Below are 18,598 nucleotides of genomic sequence, written 5' to 3' on the forward strand. Positions count from 1 at the left end.
TCCGGGGTTTTTGCAAAGTCGAAAAAAACTAAAGTCTTTGGCCGGGCCGCCGATATTCATGGTTAGACCCGTCGTGGATGCTTTCAGAGGAAATATCCCACATGGCTACCATTTCCGCCCTTGGTGTCGGCTCTGGCCTTGACCTTACCGGCCTGCTCGATCAACTCAATGCTGCCGAGCGCCAAAAGCTGCAGCCCGTCACCGCACAGCGGAGCCAGGAGCAGGCCAAGATCTCCGCATACGGACGCCTTCAATCCAGTTTGGATAGGGTGCAGACCGCGGTTGGCAAGCTGAATGACGCGTCACTTTATAGCAGTCTCTCGACCAGCGTACTGGGGGAAGGCATCACAGCCACTGCGGGTAGCAGTGCCAGCGCCGGGCGCTACGAGGTAGAGGTGGTTCACGCTGCACGCGGCGGTAGCTTGGCGAGCTACGGCGAGGCCAGTGCTACTGACCCAGTCGTCGGTGTTGGTGGTGACACGCTGACTCTCTCCTTTGGCGGCAAGGACGATGTTGAGGTCGTGCTTGAGGAGGGCTGGTCGCTTAGCCAGATTCGCGACGCGATCAATGCCCATCCAGAAGCTGGCGTCACTGCCTCGATCATCAACGACGGTAGCCAGGAGGGCTATCGGCTGGTGCTCAGCTCTGCCGACACTGGCGCCGCGGCGGGTATCGAGGGCATGAAGTTTGACAACAATAGCTTGAATCAGGACACCTCCAGCCTGGTGGCGGGGCGCGATGCTGAGCTGAAGATCAATAACATCCTGATCACCAGTGCGAGTAATCGCGTTGAGGGTGCTATACAGGGTATGACGCTGGAGTTGGATAGTTCAGCGACAGGTAAGGTGGTAACCGTCGTAGTCGAGCAGGATGCCGAGAAGCTCAAGGAGGCGGTCCAAGGTTTCGTCTCTGCCTTCAACGAGATGAAGTCCACCGTTGGCCGTATGACCAATGTGACCGGTGACGCTGAGACCGCCGGTGAACTGGTGGGCGACCGAACCATACGCACTATCGAAACGCGTTTGGGGCGTGACCTGGTCAATATGGTGGAAGGTGGAGCGGCAGGCCTGCTGTCCGATGTTGGTATTTCCCTGCGCCCCAATGGCCGCTTGGAGCTTGATGAGGCCAAGCTCGACGACGTCATCGCTAGCGAACCACAACGTTTGGCCGACTTTTTTGCCGGTGACGATAGCGATGCTGGCCTGGCCGGGCGGCTGGAGCAGACCCTGGCGCAGTTCCTTGGCAGCGATGGCTTGGTTCAGAGCTCGATTACGAGTGCCGAGACGCGGGTCACTAGCCTGGAGAATCGTTTCGAGCGTATGGAGCTCAGTATCGAACGGACGCTGGAGCGATACCGGCGCCAGTTTGGCCAGCTCGATAGCATGCTCTCCCAGATGAACGCGACTAGCGCCTACCTTAGCCAGCAGTTTGACATGCTCTCGCAGATGGGTGGGCAGCGCCGCTAAGCTGCTGCAACAGCAGCGTCTCATCGCCCTAGCCCTCAGCCCCTGGTTCTAATGCCCGGGGCTGTGCTTTTGATGGGCGATGGCCACCTTGCCACCCTCTAGAAGCGCTTTTGGTGCAAATAATCCGAGATTTTTTTCCGCCAGGCCTAAAGGCAGCCCTGAGCCAGCCGTTATATAGGTAACGGCCAACGGCGCCGTTGTGGCGGGCTCGGAGACTGCGAGCCGCAGACAGAGAACCGCGGGCCCGCCAATGGAGCCCTCAACTTACGGGAAGGAACATCACCATGTCTGTGATCAATACCAACATCACTGCCTTGATTGGCCAGAACAACCTCAACAAGTCGCAGTCTGCTCAGCAGCAGGCGATGGAGCGTCTCTCCTCGGGTCTGCGCATCAACAGCGCCAAGGACGATGCCGCCGGTCAGGCCATCGCCAACAAGATGACTGCCCAGATCAACGGCATGAACCAGGCCAGCCGTAATGCCAATGACGGTATCTCGCTGGTACAGACCATGGAAGGCGGTCTCGACCAGATCAACAATAACCTTCAGCGTATCCGCGAGCTGGCGGTACAGGGTGCCAACGACACCAACAGTGAAGAAGACCGCGTTGCTATTGCTACCGAGATCAGTGAACGCTTGGATGAAATCGACCGCATTGCGGCGGGCTCCAACTTCAATACCACCTCTCTTCTGGATAATGCTGAAGACCTGAGTATTCAGGTGGGGGCAGGCACCGACGCAGACGCGGATGTCATTACAATCGGTCTGGTCGACGCAACAGTCGATGGGTTGGAACTATCTGCAGATAGCTTCCGAGCTGATGGAGACGGTGAATTCGATGCCGACGCACTTGATCACGATGGTTTCCAAACATTGATCAATAATGTCGATGATGCAATGGAGACACTGGATACGGAGCGTGCAACGCTGGGTGCTACCCTCAATCGTTTCGATTCTGTGATCGAGAACCTGGCCACGACCTCCAACAACTTGTCAGAGGCGCGTTCGCGGATCGAAGACGCCGACTATGCGGTGGAGGTCTCCAACATGACGCGTGCCAATATCCTCCAGCAGGCGGGCACATCCGTGCTGGCTCAGGCTAACCAGACGCCGCAGTCTGTCCTCTCTTTGCTGGGCTAATACGCAGCTAAATACGTAGATTCGTGATGACGAGTGCCCGAGCGGCACTCGGTCACGGCATTAACGGTTAAAAGGAAGACGATAATGTCTGTAATCAATACCAATATTACCGCCTTGATTGGCCAGAACAACCTCAACAAGTCGCAGTCTGCTCAGCAGCAGGCGATGGAGCGCCTGTCATCCGGCCTGCGTATCAATAGCGCCAAGGACGATGCCGCTGGTCAGGCTATCGCCAACAAGATGACCGCTCAGATCAACGGCATGAACCAGGCCAGCCGTAATGCCAATGATGGCATCTCGCTGGTGCAGACCATGGAGGGCGGTCTTGACCAGATCAACAATAACCTCCAGCGTATTCGTGAGTTGGCGGTACAGGGTGCTAACGACACCAATAGCTTTGAGGATCGCCAGGCGATTGAGACCGAGATTAACGAGCGTCTCCAGGAAATCGACCGTATTGCGACTGGCACTAACTTCAATACGACTTCGTTGCTTAATGAAGATGATCAAGAGTTAAGCATTCAAGTGGGTGCTGGCACCGATGGCGATGCAGATGTTATCGACATCGCGCTATTTGATGCCACGGGAAGTGGGCTTAGCCTGGATGATGCGGACGCTATTGAATTGGTTGGTGGTGTTTCCGAATTCACCATGACAGGCACTGATGGTTCCGCTGCTTTCGCCGACTTCACCAACTTGATCGATGTGGTTGATGATGCGATGGGCGAGCTAGATACAGCTCGTGCAACGCTGGGCGCTACCCTCAATCGCTTCGATTCGGTGATTGAGAACCTTGCCACCACCTCCAACAACCTGTCAGAGGCGCGCTCACGCATCGAGGATGCCGACTACGCGGTGGAGGTCTCCAACATGACCCGTGCCAATATCCTCCAGCAGGCGGGCACGTCCGTGCTGGCGCAGGCCAACCAGACGCCGCAGTCTGTTCTTTCGCTGCTGGGCTAATCAGTGCAGTGAGCTGCCTGCAAGCCGACCCCACGAAGGTCGGCTTTTTATATAGTTGGGAACAGTCAAGGGAAGAGGGCCGATATGTCACGCAAGAAATCACGTAGCGCAAAGCCGATCATATCCAACGATTGGCGAGACTTTCGCCAGCAGCCCATGCATGAGCAGGTGGAAGAGATGCAAAAAAGCATCGACCAGCTGATGAGCCTCTCACTGAATGAGGCGGCGGCCAAGCTACGAGAGACATTACTGAGTATCGACCCTGCCAATGCCAAGGCGCTCTACGCTCAGGGTAAGTTTTACCTGAAGCAGGGCCAGCGCAAGAAAGCATTGGCAAACTTTATGGCCGCTGCCCCGCAAATGCCTGACAATCCTAAGCTGTTGACCTATTTGGCGAAGCTCCACTGGCAGACCCGCCAGCACCGGGCCTCTCTCAGCGCCCTGATGCGCCTGACGCAGCTGGAGCCTTCGGCAGCCAACATGACGATGCTAGGGGCGTTATATTATTCAATAAAGCTGCCAGAGCGTGGCCGATATTGGATTCATCGTGCCGTCACCAAGGAGCCACTCTCCCTGCCTGAAGGCAATACATCGACAGCATCACCTAAACTGACGGTGCTAGTGTTACGCAGTGCAGAGTCAACCGAGTGGGCGCTCAATCAGTCATTCCGTTCCGCAATGAAAGAAGGGCATAATAACCTTGCCAGTTTGCTGGACGCTGACAATATCGTGCAGGTTCGGCTCTTTGTGGATCACCTCGATAAAGCGCCAGAAATTATCCGCAAGTTGCCGAAAATCGATATTATTTATAATGGCATTACCGATGCCGAGCGTTGCCAAGATGCTCTTATGCAGGCTCAGACGCTGTGCGATAGACTATACTTGCCGGTAATAAACGAGCCCAAGGCAGTGCTGGCTGCCAGCCGTGAAGGTAACTACCTGCGTTTTAAAGATAATCCCAACATCACCCTTCCCAAGAGCGTCAAGGTGGAAAATACTCAGGAGAGTGCCAAGACGATAGTACAATGCGCACTGCTGGATAATGACTTCAAACTTCCCGTAATTATTCGCCTTGCAGGCTTTCAAGGCGGGAAATATATGCATAAAGTCGATAATCTTGATTTGCATGACTTCAGCGAGCTTGATAATGAGCTACGAAAGCTACCGCAAACGGCTTATATCATTCAATATCATGACGTAAGCTATACTGATCAGCGTAGTCCAGGAAAAATTCTTTATCCCAAATATCGTGCTATCTTGGTTAACGGTGTGTTGTATCCATGTCACCTCTTTGTTGCGGACGGATATAATGTGCACAAGGAAAATTCCGATCCTGTGATGAGAGAGCACACTTGGCTACAGGAAGATGTTGAGAGCTATTGCCGCAATCCTTCTCAACATGTTGGGGAGGAAAGATGGAAGTCGCTGGAATTGTTAATGAATGAAAGCGGTTTGGATTACTGTGGCGTTGATTTTGCTTTATCAACCGATCATTCAGAAGTTGAGCGATTGATTATATTCGAAATGAATCCAGCAATGCGTAACAGGGCTGGTCAATTGCCTGAAGATGATGTGGTGCACTCTTCTTGGCTAAGAGTCACAGAAGCCGCACATATGATGATGACAAAATTGGCGAATATTGAGACCTGGGAGTTCAAACTGCCTAAAGGACTGCCAGCCTGTTCGAAAACTGACGATCCTCTGACTCTTCGCCTGAAGATCCAGGGCCAGGTACAAGGCGTGGGCTATCGCCAGTGGTTTGCTGAGCAGCTGGAGCAGCGTCATATCGCTGGGTGGGTACGTAATCTTGCTGATGGTAATGTGGATGCTGTCATCCATGGCCCTCAGCCAGAACTACAGTTACTGCTCGATGAGGTGCCCAATGGCCCCGCCGATGCTGACGTAACAGGGTTGAGTGCTGATGTTTGGCAGGGCGAGGTGCCTCAGGGGGTGCAGATTCTGCAAACTGCCTGAAGCTCACTCGCTCTTTCAAGCTCGCTGCCTGAGACAGGCGGCCTCCTGGAGCTGTTTCTCTAGAAAACTCTGTCTAGTGAGCAGGTCCAGGAAGACCGCCAGCACCGCTCAAGTATTCCTCCTACTTGCCGATATGCCGATAAATACAACAAGACGCGTATAACAACAACGCAGGGGGATACCAGCCCATGACCCATATCGAGACCTTTCCCACCGCCCTGGAGGCGGATGTCATCGGTAGCCTGGAGCAGGCCTTGGAGCGCTTGCAGGAGCGCGATGCGGCACTGCTCGAGGCGCGGGCGACCGAGCGCAGTATCTCCGCGCGACTGGGCAGCCATCTTCAGGGATTGTTTGACGATTGGGACGTGGACTGCGAGTTCAACTGTTGGCGCGGGCCGCTGCAAAACAAAGGCCATATCGTCGTGACGACCACCAGTGCCAGCACCGAGGCGCCCACAATCTTTCCCGATCTGCTGATTCATCGCCGCGCCAGCGGTGAAACCCTGGCGGTGATCGAGGTGCTGAAGAGCGATGCCCAGGGCGCCCGGCACCGCGAAAGGCGCAAGCTCCAGCTCTGTCAGGCACGCCTGAGTTGCCCCCATGCGGCGATGATAGAGATTGGCGTAGGAGAAGGGCGTGGTCGACACCATCTGGAGATGCTTTTATGACCATGACCGAAGGCAGGATATCAGTGCAGGAGCTGCTGCACGACCTGATTCCCAAGTTGAAAGCCACGGAGCGCTTCGTCGACGAGACGCTGGTGATGATGATCGACCAGGCCTCGCCTGGAGACGAGCGTGCACGGCGGCAGCATCAACGCCAGGAGTTCCAACTGAACCTGACCATGATCCGCATGAATCTCGGCCATCTACTGAAGCGCCATGCGCACCTGCTTGACGGGGCGAGCGATCGCGGCGGGGTATCTTCTGGCACGATGCTGGAGCTCGATGAGCACGAGCGGGTGGCGCTGAGCAGCGCCAGGGAGCTATACACGCAGACCCAGGCGATCCAGGCGCGCTAGCACGAGTGCAGCGTTCGGCTCGATCATCGCCGCAGCCCCTGTTTCCATGCGCTTTTTGGCCAATCGACCATGCAGCGGGTGGTTTAAACTGCGCAGCATACCCCACGATGTTGAGACTGCCACCGTGACGCCAGACGAGTACCAGCAGGTCATCGAGGAGTTCGAGCGCCTGATCCGCGATGCCCGCGCACTGATGGTGCGCTTCGAAGCCTCCGGCATGGACCAGAGCCACGAAGCCGAATACCTCGAGGTGCATGCCATTTACGCCAAGGCGGTGGCAGACCAGCGTGCCTACACGCTGTCGATGCTCGATGAGGGGGGTGCGTTGGCCGAAGGGCGGGCGGCCTGACACAGCCAGCCTTGATCGACATCAAGAAAACCGCACATAACGTGTGCTTTTTCAGCCCGGCAGACGCCGCGGTAAGGCGTATCTTGATAGTGTCATCTGCATGACGCCCTGAAATATATCTTGATAGGCTGGCAACAATAATGAACCGAGCAGAACTCAAGCGCGCCATCGCCGAATGGGACCAGGTCATCGACGACGCCAGGGCCATGATGGCCCATTTCGACGCCATCGAGGCGAGCCCGCAGCACGACCCGAATTTTCGCCAGCTGCTCAAATTTCACGAGGATGCGGTGCTGGAGCGGCGCAAGTGCGTAGACGCGCTGGGTGAAATGCACACCGCCAGCAACGATCCGTCGAGTTCAAACGGCGAGCGGCACTGAGCGCCGCTGAGCGATCAGCATGATAGCCGCCCTGGCCTATGGCCCGGGCGTTAATGTCTTGGCGTCCCGCCCTGCCATCTAGCGCGATATCAAGGCGTGATCTCGGCGCCGAGCCAGGTCTGCTGCCAGGCGGGGATCTCGGCGGCAGGCATCGGCCTGGCGATGCCGTAGCCCTGCATCAGGTGGCAGCCCAGTGCCCCCAGCGCCCGGGCGTGGGCCATGCTCTCCACGCCTTCGGCGAGCACCGGGCGATTGAACTTACCGGCCAGGAAGACCACGCTCTCGACGATGGCGTGGTCGTCATCGCTGTCGAGCATCCGCGACACGAAGCTGCGGTCGATCTTGATCAGGTCGACCGGCAGGTTGCGCAGGTAGGAGAGCGACGAGTAACCGGTGCCGAAGTCGTCAAGCGCCAGCTCTATGCCAAGCGCATGGCAGCCTTCCATCACCTCCATGGCGGCGTTGACGTCATCCAGCGCGGCGGACTCCAGCACTTCGATCTTGAGGTCGCCGGGGCCGATCTGCGGATGGCGCTGCATGTGCTGGGCGAGCACGTCGAGAAACTCGCGCCGCACCAGCGACTGCGGGCTGAGGTTGACGCTGACCGGCAGTACCAGGCCATGGCAGCGCCAGGCGTCTGACTGCTGCAGGGCGGTTTCCACCACCCAGTCGTCGATGGCCTGCTCGAGCTCGGTGCCGGCCAGCTGCGGCAGGAACTCTCCGGGGGCCACCAGGCCGCGCTGCGGGTGGCGCCAGCGGATCAGCGCCTCGACGCCGACCAGGCGGTGTTCCGCCAGGTCGACCTGGGGCTGGTAGTGAAGTTCGAACTCACCGCGCTCCAGGGCTAGTGTCAGCCTCGCCAGCTCCTCGCGCTGGCGGCGGATGCGCAGATCCTGGCCGGGGTCGAAAAGCTGGTAGCAGTCCCCGCCGCGCTCCTTGGCCTGGTACATCGCCTGAGTCGCGTGGCGCAGCAGCATGTCGGCGTCGCTGTCGTCCTGGGGGTAGGAGGAGATACCGATGCTGGCGGTCACGCTGAGCGGCTCGCCGTCGAGGACCAGCGGCTTGGTCAGGGCGTCGCGCAAACGGTCGAGTGTCTCCAGGCCGTGGGTGGCCTCGGGCAGCACCAGCGCGAACTCGTCGCCGCCCACCCGGGCCAGCTTTCCGTGCTCCTTGAGCACGCCCTTGAAGCGCTCGGCGAGCATGACCAGCAGCCGGTCGGCGACCTGATGGCCATGGCTCTGGTTGATACTGCCGAAGCGGTCGAGGTCGAGAATGCAGACGGTCAGCGACTTGTCGGAGCCCTCGGCGTAGTCGAGCAGGTCCTGCAGCTGCTGGGCAAGATGTTCGCGGTTGGCCAGGCCGGTGAGCTTGTCGAAGTTGGCGGCGCGGTAGAGCTCCTCACTGTGCCGCTTGCTGCGGGTGAGGTCGGAGAATACCGCCACGTGATTGATGGTCTGGCCGTGGTCGTCGAAGACCGACGTGACCGAGAGCATCGCGGGGAAGGTCTCACCGTTCTTGCGCCGGCCGGCAAACTCGCCGTGCCAGTCCTGGCCGTCGCCCAGGTGGTTGATCACGGTGGGGGCGTCGGCGATCCCGGGCAGCGTCGAGCCCAACCGGGTGGCATGCATGCCGATCAGCTCGTCGCGACGATAGCCGGTAATCGCGCAGCAGGCCGGGTTGACGTCGACCACCCAGTGCTCGGGGTCGGTGATCAAGATGCCTTCCTGGGTGTTGTCGTAGACCCGCGCGGCGAGCTTGAGCCGCTCTTCGAAGGCTTTGCGCTCGCTGATGTCCGACTGGATGTCGATGAAGCCGGTCAGCTCGCCTTGCTCGTTGTAAAGCGCATCGCAGCGGATATGCACCCAGTAGGGGCTGCCGTCGCGGCGGTAGTGAACCAGTTCCTCCTCGAAGCCCTCGCCCCGCGAAAGTGCCGCCTCGATGCGTGCGTTGGCGCTTGGATCGGTGGCCGGCCCGCGCAGCAATTCGCTAGGGCGCTTGCCCAGCGCTTCATCGCTAGAGTAGCCGCTGAGCCGCTCGAAGCCCTCGTTGACCCACTCGATACGATCGTTGGCATCGCAGATGAACACGCTGTTGCTGGTGCGCTGAGCCACCTGCGACAGCCGCGCGATGCTCTGCTGGCTCGACTGGTGCTCGCGCCTGACTCGCAGGGTATCGACCAACTGAGCGGCGGTGCTGAGCAGCGGGGTAAGGAACTCTACCAGCGCCGTATCGAACCCCCCCGGGCGGTTGGCCAACCCCAGCATGGCGACCATGCGGCCATTGATGCTGATGGGTACCCCGAGGAAGCTGTGCAGCGGTGGATGCCCCGGCGGCAGTCCACCCTTGCGCGGGTCGTTGGCAGGGTCGTTGCTGATCACTGTCTGCTGGGTACGCAGGGCGTGGCCGAACAGGGTGTCGAGACTGTGAAACTCGAGGGTGCCAGGAGCGGCGTCAATCATTGCCCGGGAAGCCTGGTCCCAGGCGATATCGGTGACCGACTGCACCTTGAGGTAGGGCTGGTCGTCGGCGCCATAGAACACCTCGCCGATAAAACCGAACTCGCTGCCGGTCAGCGACCGGATGTCATCGAGCAGCAGCGCAAAGGCCTGGTGACTGTCGCCGCTGGTAATGAAGCGCGACTGCGCCTTGACGATGACGCTGTCTAACTGGTGCTGGTGCTGCAGGCGCTGCTCGATGCGCTTGAGCCGGTTGACGTTGCGCACCGTGCCCAGTACCTGCATGGTGACGTCGTTGACCACCAGCGGCTCGCCGGTGAGCTGCATCCAGTCATAGTGGCCCTGGCGGGAGCGCAGCCGTAGCACTACCTCGAAGCCCTGCTGCTGCTCGACGGCGTCGCTGAGGCACTGGCGCAGCGTCGCCTGGTCGTCGGGGTGGTAGCGCGAGATGGCATCTTCGGGCCGTACGGGCTCGTCGCCGTTGATGCCCAACTGACGAAACACTGGCTCGTTCCAGAACGCCTTGCCGGAGGTTACATCGAGCTCCCAGACGCCGATGCCGGCGTGATCCACGGCGTTGGTGAAGCGCTCATCCAGGCGCTGCTCGAAGTAGCGAATCACCTGCTGGGCCAGCAGCACCAGTAGCTGGCGCTGCAGGGCGGTCGCTCGGCGTGGCTGGGTATCCAGTACGCACAGCGAGCCAATCGCGTAGCCGTCGCGTGTCGTCAAGGGGGCGCCCAGGTAGTAACGCACGAAGGGCGGCTCGGTCACCAGTGGGTTGTCGGCAAAACGTGGGTCGAGGTGGGTATCTGTCACCTCCATCGGCTGATCATGGAGGATGGTATGGGCGCAGAACGAAATTTCCCGGGGCGTTTGATCGACGGGTACTCCTATCGAGCTCTTGAACCACTGGCAGCCCTCGTCGACCAGCGACAGGGTCGCCATGGGCGCCTCCAGCAGCTCCGCGGCCAGGCTCGTCATTTCGTTAAGCGCCGCCTCTTGCCGACGGTCGTGCAAAGTATAGCGCCACAGCCGCTGCAGACGTTGCAACTCATTCCCGGGTAAGGGCGGGGTCTGCATGTTTACTGCCTCCGCATTAAGTGAGGCGTTGCCCGAGAGCGCCGCCATTCACAGGTGTAACACATATCTGCCGTCAAAAGGACATCCAATCGTTGGCTGATGTAGACGCAGTAGTTGAGCGGTTTAGGGGGCGTCTTGCAAGCTGTGCCGGCAGCTCCTGGCCGCTACCGGCGTTTGCGACTTCGCCGACGTTGGACATCTCGAGTTTCCTGGCCTGCTGGGTGATTGGGGTATTCAAGCGCATTGCCTAATCTCCGTATCGAAAGGCATCGCCCTGATGGGCACAACGCGAGGGGGTTCGCTAATAAACTTGTCTGGTTACTGCCGCTATTGGAGAGCGCTCCTTGCCTCCGCTAGCTATCTCAGGGTGGGATGCCCCTGTACCCCCACTATCGGCGCAGTTGTCAGGGACTTTAATAAAAGACTATAAAACGGTCGTTTGTTGTATGTATCTGCTGAGCGCTGAGTCGACGCAATATGGCACTGTTTGGAAACGATAAAGTACATCTCGTGACACCGCTGGCGCGCAGGATGGGCTACAACTCAGGGTGATAAAAACTATACTTTGGGGTGTGCATGAATATTGACGGGGAACGGACGCTGCTAGGCGCCTTGCTATGGGCGGCGGCGGCGCTCTCGGCGCCTATTACGACGATGATGATACTGCGCGGCGGTGGAGTGCCGGCGCTGAGCGTTGGGGCACTGAGCGTGCTGCTTTTCGGTGCGGCGTTGCTGTGTACGCATATCAATCAGCGGATCGACGATCAGGCCGATGACGACACTGCAAGCGACGCGGATGAGCAGGCGCATTTCGACGATGATACGCCACTGGAGTGCAGTGGCCTGCGGGTTTTGCGGATTGGCAAGGGGAGCCCGCTTAAGGGGCATCTCAGCGAGAAATCGGTGATTCTCAAGATCAACGGAGTGTGCCCGGCCACCGCGGATGAGGCCAACCATGCACTGGTCGAGGGGCACAACGAGGTCGAGTGGATGGGCAGCAATCGCAAGCCGCTGGTGGCACATATCACCATTCATGAGCATGGGCATGACCTGCTGGCGCAGTTCGAGCAGTTGAACCCGCACCCCGCGCCGCCGGCATCGAGTGAAGCGCCGGCTTGATGTTGCCAGGTGCCGGTTTACTCGACCAGCACCGGCGTCAGCCACGCCTTGGCGAAGGCCTCGCCGGTCACCGGCTTGCCGAAATAGTAGCCCTGGGCCTGCCGGCAGCCCAGGGCGAGCAGCGCCTCGGCCTGCTCGACGCTCTCGACGCCCTCGGCCACGGTATCCATCTGCAGGCTGCGCGCCATGGCGATGATGGTGGTGACGATGGCGTGGTCGTTCTCGTTGTGCAGCATGTCGGCGACGAACGACATGTCGATCTTGATCTTGTCGGCGGCGAAGCGCTTGAGGTAGGCGAGCGACGAGTAGCCGGTGCCGAAGTCGTCGATGGAGAGCCCGAAGCCCAGTGTTTTGAGGGCCTCGGTCATGGCGATGGCCTGGTCGGGATCGCTCATGAAGCCGCTTTCGGTGAGTTCCAGACCGAGCTGGCCGGCGGCGATGCCGTGTTCGGCACAGCTGCGCTGCAGGGTGGTGATCAACTGGTCGTCATCGAACTGCCGCGAGGCGACGTTGATCGCCAACTGGCCGGGCACCACCAGGCCAGCGGCCTGCCAGGCGGCGAGCTGGCGACAGGTAGCGTCGATCACCCAGTTGCCGAGGGGCACGATCATGCCGCGCTCTTCGGCCAGCGGTATGAAGTCGGCCGGGCTCACGACACCCAGCTCGGGGTCGTGCCAGCGGCACAGCACCTCGGCGCCCACCAGGCGGAGCGATGCGAGATCGATCTGCGGCTGGAAGTGCAAACTCAGCGAGCCGTCGGCCAGCGCCGCACTGAGGCGCTTGGCCATATCCAGCCGCGAGGCGAGCGCTGCCCCCATGTGCGGCTCGAAGAAGCGGAAAGGGACGTCCTGCTGCTTGGCCTGATACATGGCGATGTCGGCGTGCTTGAGCAGCTCGCGGGCGCTGCCGGCATCGTCTGGGTAGAAGGCGATGCCGATGCTGACCTCGAGCTCGAAGGCCTGCTCGTCGAGCTGCAAGGGGGCTTCCAGCGAGCGCAGCAGGCGATCGGCGGTATGGGTGATGGTGTAGACATCGCTGGGGTCGACCAGTACCACGAACTCGTCACCACCCAGCCGTGCCAGGTATTCGTTGCCCGTCAGCGCAGCGGAGAAGCTGTTGGCGACGGCGGCCAGCACCTTGTCGCCGATATCGTGGCCGAGGGTGTCGTTGATGTCCTTAAAGCGATTGAGGTCGAGCAGCATCAGCCCCACCCGCGTGCCGTCGGCGCGTGCCAGGGCGCTATCGAGGCGTTGCATGAAGGCGGTGCGATTGGGCAGTCCGGTGCCCGGGTCGCGGTAGGCGAGGCGACGAATGCGCGCCTCGTCCTCCTGACGCTCCAACTCGGCAGCGACCCCGGCGGCAAAGATCTGCAGCACGCTGGTGACCAGCTCGGTGTCATGCAGCGGCTGGGCGAACATCACCCCGATCAGCCCGAACGGCTCGCCGTTGGCATCGTCGAGCCGGCGCCCGGCATAGGCGCGCACCCAACTAAGCACGTCACGGCCCTCCACCGGCAGGCGCTTACCTGCATCGTCGTGGACGATGCACTCGGTCTCGAGCAGTACGTCCTCGCAGGGTGCGCCGGGCAGCGTATAGCTGAAGTTGGGCTGGCGCTGGCCGTCGATGACGATGGTCAAGGTGTTGGCGAGAGTGGGATCGGCGTCGTCGATGCGCGCGATAAATGCCAGGTCGGCTTCCAGCGCCTCGGCCATGTGGTGAGTGAGCTGGTCGAGAAACTCTTCGCCGCTGCGCGCGCTGACCGCCGAGGCGATCTTGAGCACCGCTCGCTGGATGCGCTGCTGGGCGAGTCGCTGGCGCAGGGTGTCGATGCCGAAGGCCAGGTTGTCGGCCAGTTCGCAGAGCAGCTGGCGCTCCTCGTCGCGGATCGGGTCGGTGTTCGACTGATACAGCGCGAGGATGCCGAAGACCTGCCCCCCGCGTTTGAGCGGCAGGCAGATCATGCTCTGAAAGCCATGCGCAAGGGCCATCTCTCGCCAGCTGATGAAGCTCGGATCCTTGGCCAGGTCGGCAATGATCACCGGCTCGCCGCTGCGCACCGTTCTGCCCGCCGGGCCGCGGCCGTTGTGGCGCTGCGCCGACCAGCTCAACGAGATCTGATCGAGGTAGCCTTCGACGATCCCCGCCGACGCCTGGGGCTCGATGCACTTGTCATCGTCATGCCTGGCGAAGCCGACCCAGGCCATGCGGTAGCCGCCCACGTCGACCGCCAGCTGGCAGATCGCCTCCAGCAGCTGCTGCTCCTGCTCGGCCTGGATCAGCGCCTCGTTGCAGCGGCTGAGCAGCTTGAGGGCGCGATTGGTGCTCAGTAGTCGCTCGCGGTGGAACTGCTCGCTCTCGCGGCGGGCGAGCTCCGCACCGGCCCGCGCGGCGGTGATGCGCAGCACCTCCTCGGCATGGCGCGACATATCGATGGGCTGGGTATGCAGGGCGGCGACCAGGCCCAGCGGGCGTCCGTCAGGGGCATACATCGGCACGCCGAGATAGGCCTCGGCGTCGAGATCGGCGAGCATCGGATCGTCGGGAAACAGCGAGCAGACGTGGCGGGGATAGTGGCAGGGGGCATGCCCGTTGACCTGCTCGCAGGGCGTGCCGGCCAGCGGGTAGCTGATATTGTCGACTAATCGGCCGTGGGCCCATAGCGCCAGGCTGGTGGCTTGGCTGGCATCGGTGTCGACCCGGGCGACCATCACGTAATCGACGCCCAGGATACCTCCCAGCGCAGCCACCAGCTGCTCGAAGAAGGTCTCGTCGGTGGCCATCGACAGGCTGTCGGCCAGGCGCCGGAAGACGTCGTGAGAGGTCACCAGGTCATTCAATCGTGAGATCCTCCCGACGGTAGATGGGCGTGATGCCTTGCAGGAAATATCGGCAATTCAGGTATTTGCTTGAGCGACCTGGTATGTCCCGAGTCAGTATCAGTATAGCGATGTCATGCCATCGGCTGAATGTGCCACTGCCTACGTCGCATGGCGGCGTGATGCGGCGCGGTTGTTGCTGGTACGTATGCCAGTAGTTGCCGGACTGTGTCGAGCGCGACAATACTGAACGTCGTGATACTACCGGCTCGAGGTAGGAGGAGAAATGGGTCAGCCGGTTGAAAGTGTCACCAGGCGCGCTACTGTCGAATTGGTGCGGATGGGGAGACTTGAACTCCCACGCCCGAAGGCACCAGAACCTAAATCTGGCGTGTCTACCAATTCCACCACATCCGCATTTGCTGCAGTAGTGCTGTCCAAGCCGCCCATATTCTACGGATGCCCGAAACCAAGTCAACGCGTTATTCCGGCAGATGCAGGTAGTCGGCGACCCCCGCGGGCGTGGGCTGAATCAGGTAGGGCACCTGGCCCAGGCAGGGGGCGTCCAGGTACTGGGAGAGGCTGGACAGATTGTCCTCGGCGGCGTCCATGTGCGGATCGAGCCGGTTGGCGACCCAGCCGGCGACGCGAACGCCGTCGCGACGTATCGCCTCCAGGGTCAGGCGGGCGTGGTTGATCGCCCCCAGCCGTACACCGACCACCAGGATCACCGGCAGGGCGAGCAGGCGGGCCAGGCCGGCGAGATCCTCTTCGGCGTCGAGTGGGACCCGCCAGCCGCCGGCGCCCTCCACCAGCGTGACATCGCGCCCCTCGGCCAGCCGCGGTACCAGCCGCTCGGCCAGCGCGGAGAGGCTCAGCGTGACCTCGGCCTGACGAGCGGCGAGATGCGGGGCGATGGCCGGGGCGAAGGCAAAGGGGTTGACCTCGGCATAGCCGAGCGGCGGGTGACTGACCGCCTGCAGGGCGAGGGCATCGCGGTTGCGCAGGCCGTCGGGGGTTTCATCGCAGCCCGACGCGATGGGCTTGAGCCCCTGGGTGGTCAGGCCCTGGCGGCGGGCCAGGGCCAGCAGCCCGCAGGCCACCAGGGTCTTGCCGGCGTCGGTGTCGGTGCCGGTGACGAAGTAGGCTTTCATGGGCTCGTCTCGCTCGACGGGGTGGGATGGGGCCCGCGCTGCAGGATCAGGGTCAGGCGCTGGTAGGTGACCGGCAGGCCCGCGGTCTCGCGGAAACGTTCGTAGCGCTGGCGGGCGCACTGCAGGTCGCGACGGGTCAACGGCGCCTGCCCCGGTGGGGCTGGGCGCTGCGCACCGACACCCTTGATCGACGCCATGACCGCGCCGAAGTCCGGGTAGTGAAAGCGCTCGCTGACCTGCTCGACGACGACCCCGAGGCCGGCACTCCGGCAGGCAGCAACGACCCGCGCCGGCGCCGCAAAGTCGAGCAGCGCCCTCGGCCGTGGCCAGGCCTCGGCCACTTCGGCCAGGGTGCCGGGGGCCAGGGTGTTGATCAGCGCCGTGCCGCCGGGGGCCAGCACGCGATGAAGTTCGCCGAACGTCTGCTCCGGGTCCGGGCACCACTGCAGTGCCAGGTTGGAAAACACCAGGTCTAGGCTGGCGTCGGCCAGCGGCAGGCGCGCGGCGTCGGCGCATAGCCATTGGCCACGCCCGGCAGAGCGTCGCCGGGCCTCGGCCAGCATGCCCGGGGCCAGGTCGAGGCCCAGGACGCTGGTGCGATAGTGCGCGGCGAGGCGCGTGGTCCAGTGCCCCGGGCCGCAGCCCAGGTCGAGGATGGTGGTGGCGCGGCTCGGGAGATGCTGCCAGAGCGCCTCGCCCATGCGCTGCTGGGCGCCGGCCAGGGCCAGGTAGCGTGGCGCGGCGCGGCTGAAGCTTTGCGCCACGTTGCGCTGCCAGTCGGGGGCAGCAACCGAGGCGGGCATGTTCACTGGCGCTCCATGGTGCTGGTGTGACTCAAGCCGTCAGCCAGCCGCTGCAGCGCACAGGCCAGCGCGGCAGGCTGCGAGAGCATCGCGCAGTGGCCGCTGTCGGGCAGCGCCTCGGCGCCCGGTGGCAGGCCATCCGGCGCGAGCATCGGGTCGCGGGTGCCGTATAGCCAGGCCACCGGGCAGGGTGCGGCCGATACCAGGTGCTGGGCGTCGAGCTCGCCAAGCTGGGCCAGGCCGGCGCTCAGCGTCGGCAACGCCGCCGGCGGGGTGTCGCCGAGCAGGCCGGTGAGGCGGCGGTAGGTATCGCGCGGCGACGCTTCGCCGCCTGCCTGCCAGCGCAGGAAATGTCGCCAGCTGGCCGCGGGGGCGCGGGCGAAGGCGCGGCAAAAGTCGTTCAGCGCGGCCTCGCTCACCGCGGCCGGGTGGTGGAAGCGCGGCCCCATGCCGAGCATGATCAGGCCGCGCGGGGCGGGCAGCGTTTGGCTGAGCGCGGCGGCCAGCAGCCCGCCCAGCGACCAGCCGACCCACACGGCATCTGCGGGCAGCGCATCGGCCATCGCCGCGGCCAGCGCATCGAGGTCAGCGGGCCTATCCAGCGCGGGCTGCTCACCGTAGCCGGGCCAGTCGGGGGTGGCGACCTCCCAGCCGTTGGACCAGTGGGGCGCCAGGGTGTGCCAGATGCGCGCATCGACGCCCCAGCCGTGCAGCAGGGTCAGGCGTGGCATCGCGCGTCTCGCTCCTGCGCCTGGCAGGCGATCAGTGCCGCGACCAGGTGCTCGATCATCGCCGGCGAATGCGCGGCGGAGAGTGTGATGCGCAGGCGCGCCGTGCCGGCGGGAACCGTCGGCGGCCGAATCGCAGCGACCTGGCAGCCGTGAGCGGCGAGGCTGGCCTGCCAGGCGAGGGCGCGGGCCGCATCGCCCAGCAGCAGCGGCTGGATCGGGGTATGACTGTCGAGCAGCGGCAGCCCCGCGGCGCTGGCCAGGCGGTGGAACAGTGCGATATTGGCGTGGAGCCGCGCACGACGCTCGGGTTGGGTATCGATGATATCCAGCGCAGCCAGGCTCGCCGCGGCTACCCCGGGAGGCAGTGCCGTGGTGTAGCGATAGGGCCGCGCGAACTGGATCAGTGACTCGATCAGGGTCGCGTCGCCGGCGACGAAGGCGCCGAAGCTGCCCAGCGCCTTGCCCAGCGTGCCGACCAGGATTGGTACCTCGTCGCAGCCGATGGCGCGACCCACGCAGCCGTCGCCGTGATGCCCCAGTACGCCGATTCCGTGGGCGTCGTCGATCATCAGCACTGCCGCATGGCGCTGGGCCAGCGCCGCCAGGTCGCGGACATCGGCGACGTCGCCGTCCATGCTGAACACGCCGTCGCTGATGATCAGTGCCGCGCTGGCGGCGGGGCGCCGTGTCAGCAGCTTGGCCAGGTCGTCGAGGTCGCGATGGTGGTAGCGCCGCGAGCTAGCGCCCGCGAGTACCGCTCCGTCGAGCAGCGAGGCGTGGTTGAGGCGGTCGTGAAAGAGCCGTGTCTGGGCGTTGCAAAGCGTCTGGATGACAGCCAGGTTGGCCATGTAGCCGGTGGAGAACAGCAGCGCCCGGGGGCGGCCGACCAGCGCGGCGAGCCGCTGCTCGAGGGCCTCGTGGACCTCGCGGTGGCCGCTGACCAGATGCGAGGCGCCGCTGCCGGCACCCAGGCGGTGGGCCGCCTCGGCCTGGGCCTCGGCCAGCCGCGGGTCCCGGGCAAGGCCCAGGTAGTCGTTGCCGGCAAAGTCCAGCAGCCTGGCCGCGTGGCTGGCACGCTGGCGCCATAGGCCGCGCTGGCGCTGATCGGCCAGGCGGCGCTCGAGCTGCTGCCAGAGGCTCATCG

At 62.6% G+C, this 18,598-nt stretch carries 15 protein-coding genes and 1 tRNA gene; 9 read left to right on the forward strand and 7 right to left on the reverse strand.

Features of this window, described 5'->3' with window-relative positions; genetic code table 11:
- Positions 1-101 precede the first annotated feature (101 nt).
- The 8 genes from BWR19_07465 to BWR19_07500 all read left to right on the forward strand — a co-directional run bounded on the left by BWR19_07465 (position 102) and on the right by BWR19_07500 (position 7,295).
- Positions 102-1,466 (forward strand): flagellar hook protein, encoded by a 1,365-nt coding sequence (locus BWR19_07465; GenBank protein ID APX92781.1) that lies wholly within the window; start codon positions 102-104, stop codon positions 1,464-1,466.
- A gap of 284 nt (positions 1,467-1,750) precedes the next feature.
- Entirely contained in the window at positions 1,751-2,608 is an 858-nt protein-coding gene (locus BWR19_07470; GenBank protein ID APX92782.1) for a flagellin, read from the forward strand.
- Between the two features lie 84 nt (positions 2,609-2,692).
- The gene (locus tag BWR19_07475; GenBank protein ID APX92783.1) at positions 2,693-3,571 is read left to right on the forward strand and encodes a flagellin; all 879 of its coding nucleotides are present in this window, start codon (positions 2,693-2,695) and stop codon (positions 3,569-3,571) included.
- A gap of 1,671 nt (positions 3,572-5,242) precedes the next feature.
- Positions 5,243-5,545: a hypothetical protein gene (locus BWR19_07480; protein ID APX94939.1), complete on the forward strand. Its 303-nt coding sequence runs from the start codon at positions 5,243-5,245 to the stop codon at positions 5,543-5,545.
- A gap of 188 nt (positions 5,546-5,733) precedes the next feature.
- Complete coding sequence (locus tag BWR19_07485; protein ID APX92784.1) at positions 5,734-6,213, forward strand: hypothetical protein; 480 nt, start codon at positions 5,734-5,736, stop codon at positions 6,211-6,213.
- Entirely contained in the window at positions 6,210-6,566 is a 357-nt protein-coding gene (locus BWR19_07490; GenBank protein ID APX92785.1) for a hypothetical protein, read from the forward strand. The genes BWR19_07485 and BWR19_07490 overlap by 4 nt, the downstream gene beginning before the upstream one ends.
- Positions 6,567-6,690: 124 nt before the next feature.
- Entirely contained in the window at positions 6,691-6,915 is a 225-nt protein-coding gene (locus BWR19_07495; GenBank protein APX92786.1) for a hypothetical protein, read from the forward strand.
- Between the two features lie 140 nt (positions 6,916-7,055).
- Positions 7,056-7,295 carry a hypothetical protein gene (locus tag BWR19_07500; protein ID APX92787.1) on the forward strand — a complete coding sequence of 80 codons (240 nt, stop codon included), beginning with the start codon at positions 7,056-7,058 and terminating at the stop codon, positions 7,293-7,295.
- Positions 7,296-7,384: 89 nt separating this feature from the next.
- Here the strand turns inward: BWR19_07500 and BWR19_07505 are convergent, their stop codons facing one another.
- Positions 7,385-10,732 (reverse strand): hypothetical protein, encoded by a 3,348-nt coding sequence (locus tag BWR19_07505; GenBank protein APX92788.1) that lies wholly within the window; start codon positions 10,730-10,732, stop codon positions 7,385-7,387.
- Between the two features lie 756 nt (positions 10,733-11,488).
- On the opposite strand from BWR19_07505, the gene BWR19_07510 reads away from it, so the two are divergent.
- Positions 11,489-11,950 (forward strand): hypothetical protein, encoded by a 462-nt coding sequence (locus tag BWR19_07510; protein ID APX92789.1) that lies wholly within the window; start codon positions 11,489-11,491, stop codon positions 11,948-11,950.
- Between the two features lie 17 nt (positions 11,951-11,967).
- Here the strand turns inward: BWR19_07510 and BWR19_07515 are convergent, their stop codons facing one another.
- The 6 genes from BWR19_07515 to BWR19_07540 all read right to left on the reverse strand — a co-directional run bounded on the left by BWR19_07515 (position 11,968) and on the right by BWR19_07540 (position 18,596).
- Positions 11,968-14,730, reverse strand: coding sequence for a hypothetical protein (locus tag BWR19_07515; GenBank protein ID APX94940.1), 2,763 nt, complete (start codon positions 14,728-14,730; stop codon positions 11,968-11,970).
- 368 nt (positions 14,731-15,098) lie between these two features.
- Positions 15,099-15,183 (reverse strand) — tRNA-Leu (locus BWR19_07520).
- 65 nt (positions 15,184-15,248) lie between these two features.
- Positions 15,249-15,920, reverse strand: coding sequence for a dethiobiotin synthase (locus tag BWR19_07525; protein APX92790.1), 672 nt, complete (start codon positions 15,918-15,920; stop codon positions 15,249-15,251).
- Positions 15,917-16,723 (reverse strand): SAM-dependent methyltransferase, encoded by an 807-nt coding sequence (locus BWR19_07530; GenBank protein APX92791.1) that lies wholly within the window; start codon positions 16,721-16,723, stop codon positions 15,917-15,919. The genes BWR19_07525 and BWR19_07530 overlap by 4 nt, the downstream gene beginning before the upstream one ends.
- Before the next feature lie 2 nt (positions 16,724-16,725).
- Positions 16,726-17,454: an alpha/beta hydrolase gene (locus tag BWR19_07535; protein APX92792.1), complete on the reverse strand. Its 729-nt coding sequence runs from the start codon at positions 17,452-17,454 to the stop codon at positions 16,726-16,728.
- Complete coding sequence (locus BWR19_07540) at positions 17,442-18,596, reverse strand: 8-amino-7-oxononanoate synthase (GenBank protein APX92793.1); 1,155 nt, start codon at positions 18,594-18,596, stop codon at positions 17,442-17,444. The genes BWR19_07535 and BWR19_07540 overlap by 13 nt, the downstream gene beginning before the upstream one ends.
- Positions 18,597-18,598: the final 2 nt, after the last annotated feature.

This window comes from Halomonas sp. 1513 (genome assembly GCA_001971685.1).
In the GTDB taxonomy this organism is placed as follows: domain Bacteria; phylum Pseudomonadota; class Gammaproteobacteria; order Pseudomonadales; family Halomonadaceae; genus Franzmannia.

Coding starts and splice junctions, on each gene's coding strand:
- BWR19_07465 (APX92781.1), top strand. CDS start 102: ATGGCTACCATTTCCGCCCTTGGTGTCGGCTCTGGCCTTGACCTTACC.
- BWR19_07470 (APX92782.1), top strand. CDS start 1,751: ATGTCTGTGATCAATACCAACATCACTGCCTTGATTGGCCAGAACAAC.
- BWR19_07475 (APX92783.1), top strand. CDS start 2,693: ATGTCTGTAATCAATACCAATATTACCGCCTTGATTGGCCAGAACAAC.
- BWR19_07485 (APX92784.1), top strand. CDS start 5,734: ATGACCCATATCGAGACCTTTCCCACCGCCCTGGAGGCGGATGTCATC.
- BWR19_07490 (APX92785.1), top strand. CDS start 6,210: ATGACCATGACCGAAGGCAGGATATCAGTGCAGGAGCTGCTGCACGAC.
- BWR19_07500 (APX92787.1), top strand. CDS start 7,056: ATGAACCGAGCAGAACTCAAGCGCGCCATCGCCGAATGGGACCAGGTC.
- BWR19_07505 (APX92788.1), bottom strand. CDS start 10,732: ATGACGAGCCTGGCCGCGGAGCTGCTGGAGGCGCCCATGGCGACCCTG.
- BWR19_07510 (APX92789.1), top strand. CDS start 11,489: ATGATACTGCGCGGCGGTGGAGTGCCGGCGCTGAGCGTTGGGGCACTG.
- BWR19_07515 (APX94940.1), bottom strand. CDS start 14,730: ATGGCCACCGACGAGACCTTCTTCGAGCAGCTGGTGGCTGCGCTGGGA.
- BWR19_07525 (APX92790.1), bottom strand. CDS start 15,920: ATGAAAGCCTACTTCGTCACCGGCACCGACACCGACGCCGGCAAGACC.
- BWR19_07530 (APX92791.1), bottom strand. CDS start 16,723: ATGCCCGCCTCGGTTGCTGCCCCCGACTGGCAGCGCAACGTGGCGCAA.
- BWR19_07535 (APX92792.1), bottom strand. CDS start 17,454: ATGCCACGCCTGACCCTGCTGCACGGCTGGGGCGTCGATGCGCGCATC.
- BWR19_07540 (APX92793.1), bottom strand. CDS start 18,596: ATGAGCCTCTGGCAGCAGCTCGAGCGCCGCCTGGCCGATCAGCGCCAG.